Below are 4,919 nucleotides of genomic sequence, written 5' to 3'. Positions count from 1 at the left end.
GAAGGGGAGGATGATTTGAGCAAACCAAAACGAATAAACTCCCCTTCGAAGAATTCTAAAGGAGGAATTTCAAAATGAGAAAAGTACTTTCATTTGTGCTGGTACTGTCTCTGGTTCTGGGAAGCTTCGGAATGGCTTTCGCAGCCACCACGCCGAGCGACACAAGCTTGAGCGACATTGATGGCCAAAAATGTGAAGACGCTGTTCGTGTTCTGGCTAACCTGGACGTAGTTTCCGGATATGAAGACGGAACCTACAAACCGGAGCAGACAGTAACGAGAGCGGAGATGGCGTCTCTGATCATCAAGGCTCTGGGACTGAAAGAGACCGATGCTGTACCGAAGTTTGCGGACAGCAAAACACACTGGGCGAAGGGTTACATCGCTTACGCCAACACGCTGGGCATCATCAGCGGCAGAAGCGAGACCGTATTCGATCCCGACGCGACCGTAACCTACGACGAAGCGACCACCATGCTGATCAAGGCTCTGGGCTACACGGATGAATCGTTGGTTGGAACCTATCCGGCCAGCTTCGTTTCCAGAGCGAAGGTTCTGGGTATCCTGGATGGAATCCAGACCGGAACTGCCGGCGCCAACAGAGGCGATGTAGCGATCATGCTGTATCAGACTCTTGACCAGGCCATCGGTAAGGTTGACAAGGATGGAAACTTTAACGCTACCGTAATCGAGTGGAAGAAGGGTGACGGAAACGCTACTCAGGTTAAGAAGTATGACACCATGCTGGACCGTTTGGGCGCAGAGATTGCGTCCAGCAGCAACCTGAAAGGTGTGGCTGCGTGGAGAGAAGACATTGATGAAGACGCGTTCATCGTATCCGGTGACGAGGACAGCATCATCAACCTGACTCCGTACAAGGGCGCCGCTGTCAGCGCTTATGTAAACAGCGACGGCGACATTCTGGCGATCAAGGAAAGCTTCTCCACCTTCGTATCTGGCACCATCAAGGATGACGTTTTATCCCTGGCAGATGGAACCGAATATACTCTGAAGAAAGATGCGATCGATGATCTGACAAAGACCGCGGAATACTTCCAGAATGGAGATAATATCTCCCTGGCCAAGTTGGAGAAGGTTGCCAGCGATGATCTGAGCGCTCGCAATGAAGCGGTAAACTTCACACTGGCAGTGGATCTGAGCGGAAAGAAAATCAATGAAGTACATTCCGTACTGTACTGGCAGGTAACCAACTATGATTTACTGGAAGCAGATGATCTGAACGACATCACCAAAAACCACAAGTTGCTGGGTGTTGACTTCGATGAAGATAACAATGATGACATCGATCTGGACAGCTTTGAGCTGGTTGGAGTAAATTCTCTGGATGATATCAAAGCCGATATGGCTGCATACGTCTACAAGAATAATGATGATAAAATTGCTCGTGTTGCGGTAGGCCCGGTTGAGCGGATCAGCGGCGAAGCGACGAAGGTAAATAGTAAAGGAACGAAAGTAACCGTTGATGGAAAAGTATATAAGTATGCCAAGGAAGAACTTGCAGGAAACGGCGCGCCCGGCGAAGTTTCAAGAAATGAAATTGAAGCAGGCGATGACGTAGTACTGACCATGGATGCTTATGGATACATCTATGACTGCGACGCGGCCGGCGACTCCAACTACGCTGTCGTGCTGAGAATCGAAGATGACACCACCGACAGAGTAACCGGAGATGCTCAGCTGAAACTGCTCCTTGCAGATGGATCCAGCAAGATCTTCTCTGTAGACAAAGATGATATTACGAGCAGTGCAATTACCAATGGCGCATGGGTTAGAGCTAAAGTCACCACCGGTGCGATTGTCAAGTATAGTGTAGACAAGAGCGGCGTTATCGATGACCTGAGTGTTATCGTGACCAAGGGTGACAGCAGTGACGTCGTCACTGCCAAAGACATCCTTACCGGAACAGCGACGGCAGACATCACTGCAAAGGGTTACTTTAACGGCAAACAGCTGGCGACAGACGCAGTTCTCTTTAATTATGAAGATGTTAACTTCGGTCCCGGCAAGGCTATGAGTGACAAGGCGGATGACTACAGCATTGCGAAGTATGAGAACGTTCTGGATTCCGAGGATGTAAAAGCTTACTACGTTTATGATACCAACAAGAAGAAGATCGTAGCAATGCTGATGGATAACGCTACCAGTTCCAACGACATCTTTGGTGTTGTAAACAGCAAGGGTAAGAACAACAGTGCTGCTGGCGCGTACTACAACATGCTGATCGACGGTAAGGAAGTAACTTACAATGGCACGGATTCTAACGGTTCTGAAAGTATAGCGAAGTACAATGTAAGTACCAATGCCGACAGTGAACTGTACAGAGTGAAGTTTGATGCTTCCGGAGATATCAAGCAGTTTGAGTCCTGGAACAATGGAAAAGACAAGGTTAACCGTGCTACCATCACGATTAATAGTAGCAATGTTAATGATGTAAACATGAACAACCGCACATTCACTGCACCTGCAAAGAACATCAATAATGATTACTACAACGCGACCACTGCTGCTGTAACCAAGAATACTAGCCCCGAGGCTATTACCATCGACAGAGACGCAATCGTATACGTGTACGATAAAGCAGATGCTGAATGGCAACTCGGAAACGTCAGCGATCTGAGGGCCCTGAAAGCTAACACCAACATCCGTTTCTACGATGTAATCGACGAGGATGGTATCTATGACATTATCCTGATCGACGAGAGCGGTGCTGTTGGTTCCACCCCGAGTACGCCTGCTACCAGCAAGGAAATTACCGTAAGTTCTGGCGCAGCAATTAATTGCACGGGTGCGACGATCACAGTTCCTAACGGTGCATCTTTTGTTGAGTCTGTAATGACATTTAGCGGAGCGAAACTGACGATCGATACTGATTATACTTTGGATGGAAACTTCGAGTTAAAGATTACTCTGGATGGACTGAAGAAGCTCGGAATTGCTGCAAATCAGAGTACAACAGTCACAGTAGTTTTCGACAATAATGCGAAGACCACTGTCAAGGTAAACCGTATTGCGGATCACTAAATAGCGAATATCTTTAGTTTAAAAGCATATCGTTAGACGTAAAGGAAAATGTTGAAAACATTTTTCTAGAAAGCACTCCTCAGCGCATCGAAAGATGAAGTATGGGGAGTGCTTTTGTTTTTATTGATAAAATAAGTATCATTTGTGCAATCTCGTGTTATAATAAGGTAAACTAGATTACCATAATCAAAATTACCTAAATGGGAGATTGCTATGTTCTTTGGAAGAGAAACAGAGTTAAGAGAGTTAAATGATCTTTACGAAACCGATAGTTTTCAATGTGTCATCATCTATGGAAGGCGGCGTGTCGGAAAAACAACGTTGATTACGGAATTCATGAGAGATAAACCAGGTGTTTTTTATGTAGCACAGGAGAATACTCCGCAAATTTTGCTGCAGGATTTTTCTGACAAGGTCATTCACACTTTAGGCATCGAAGATTTTCAGAGTAGTTTTGACAACTGGGAAAAAGCATTTTTATTTCTTGGCAAACACGCTCAGGAGAAGCGATTTATTGTTGCAATAGATGAGTTCCCTTATATTGCCCGGGCAGAGCGTGAGATAAAATCGATACTTCAGAATGCAATTGACCATAGTCTTAAAGATACTAAATTATTTTTGATCCTGTGTGGTTCGCAGGTTAGTTTTATGGAGCGCGAGGTCCTTGGATATAATAGCCCTTTATATGGGCGCAGAACTGCACAGATGCGAATTGAACCATTTAGTTTTTTTGAGAGCCAATCGTTTTATCCGAACTATAACATCCAGCAGCAATTGGAAGCGTATTTTATTTTGGGAGGAATCCCCTTATATCTGGATCAATTTAATGACCAACTGTCAATAGAAGAAAATATCAAAAAGAATATCCTGAAAAAGTACTCATACCTATATGAGGAGCCCAAAAATCTCTTAAAACAGGAACTGCGTGAACCAATGAATTATAATGCGATCATTGAAGCGATCGCGCGGGGGGCCACTAATATGGGTACGATCGTGAGTAAATCCAAGATCAACTCAGATCAATGTTCAAGATATCTAAATATTCTAATTGAATTGTTGATTGTGGAGAAAGAATTGCCGTTGGACGAGGCGCCGACAAGCAGAAAAAGCATATACAAGTTAAAAGATTTCTTTTTCCGCTTTTGGTATGCTTATGTCTTCCCTAATATTTCTGAATTGGAAGCTTCAAACATTGAAGACGTTTTTGAAGAGGAGATCAAAGGAGACTTGTCAAATTACTATGGCCACTGTTTTGAAACAGTATGTCATCAACATTTCCGTCGTGAAAATAACAAAAGAAACCTTCCTTTTCGATTTTCAAAGCTGGGAAAATGGTGGGGAAATAATCCCCTTAAAAAACGTCAGGAGGAAATCGACTTATATGCAATTGGAAAAGAAGGGATCTATCTCGGCGAATGCAAATGGAGAAATGAACTCGTAGGTGAATCCGTTTTTAACACCTTGGTCGAGCGCAGGCAATTATTTCATGCAGATAAAGTCATCTACGTTTTGTATTCCAAATCAGGTTTTACAGAGAGTCTCCTACGGCTGGCCTCCGATCGATCAGATATTCTTTTGTATACGTTAAATGATTTCAAATTATGATCATTTAAACTGCCTCCACTGTTTCACCACAGCGGAGGCAGTTTTTATTTGAAACATTTATTAATAGGTTACTAGCCTTTTATGCATGCATAATAATGCGCTATTATTTATTAAATGTATTATTATGCTTTTGTTTTTGTCTCGAATATGTTTGTTCTTCAAATTGTATTACATCATTATCAATCAGAAAAAATCCATGAAATTCAAACATTACAACCATTTACAACAACTTGAATAATGTCAAATTATCTTCAGAAGGGGAGGATGATTTGA

2 protein-coding genes are annotated in these 4,919 nt (G+C 43.5%); both read left to right on the top strand.

The genetic code is table 11. The features are described from left to right. Positions 1-74 precede the first annotated feature (74 nt). On the top strand, positions 75-3,041 hold the full coding sequence (locus E0E37_RS00420) for an S-layer homology domain-containing protein (RefSeq protein ID WP_130861008.1): 2,967 nt from the start codon (positions 75-77) through the stop codon (positions 3,039-3,041). A gap of 213 nt (positions 3,042-3,254) precedes the next feature. After that, entirely contained in the window at positions 3,255-4,646 is a 1,392-nt protein-coding gene (locus E0E37_RS00415) for an ATP-binding protein (protein ID WP_130861007.1), read from the top strand. The last annotated feature ends 273 nt before the right edge of the window (positions 4,647-4,919 follow it).

Origin of the sequence: Bacilliculturomica massiliensis (genome assembly GCF_900605495.1) — a bacterium.
GTDB classification, from domain to species: Bacteria; Bacillota; Clostridia; order Peptostreptococcales; family Anaerovoracaceae; genus Bacilliculturomica; species Bacilliculturomica massiliensis.
The sequence above is the reverse complement of the archived record's forward strand: the minus strand, read 5'-3'. Positions and strand labels throughout refer to the sequence as shown.

Coding starts and splice junctions, on each gene's coding strand:
- E0E37_RS00415 (WP_130861007.1), top strand. CDS start 3,255: ATGTTCTTTGGAAGAGAAACAGAGTTAAGAGAGTTAAATGATCTTTAC.
- E0E37_RS00420 (WP_130861008.1), top strand. CDS start 75: ATGAGAAAAGTACTTTCATTTGTGCTGGTACTGTCTCTGGTTCTGGGA.